Origin of the sequence: Streptomyces sp. NRRL F-5122, assembly GCF_001507435.1 — a bacterium.
GTDB lineage: Bacteria > Actinomycetota > Actinomycetes > Streptomycetales > Streptomycetaceae > Streptomyces > Streptomyces lannensis.
This window is the reverse complement of record NZ_LMWH01000174.1, coordinates 1-315: the sequence shown is the minus strand read 5'-3', so window position 1 is coordinate 315 and position 315 is coordinate 1. Positions and strand designations below refer to the sequence as shown.

At 68.9% G+C, this 315-nt stretch carries 1 protein-coding gene; it reads right to left on the bottom strand.

Translation table 11 applies throughout. The features are described from left to right. On the bottom strand, nucleotides 1-315 hold a 315-nt coding region (locus ADL25_RS18775), incomplete at both ends, for a histone-like nucleoid-structuring protein Lsr2 (protein ID WP_059128918.1).

Genomic DNA, 315 nt, shown 5'->3' with positions numbered 1-315 from the left:
TCTCGTAGGCCTCGCGGATGCTCGCGGGGACGCGGCCGCGGTCGTTGACCTCGAGGCCGTTCTCCTTCGCCCAGGCGCGGATCTGCGCGGTGTCCTGGCTGCCACCGGAAACTGCGGCGCGGGCCTTGCCGCGTCCGCCCGCCGCACGGCCTCCGGTACGACGGCCACCCTTCACATAGGGGTCGAGAAGGCCACGGAGCTTGTCCGCGTTGGAGGTGGTGAGATCGATCTCGTACGTCTTGCCGTCCAGCGCGAACGTGACGGTCTCGTCCGCCTCGCCACCGTCGAGGTCGTCGACAAGAAGGACCTGAACCT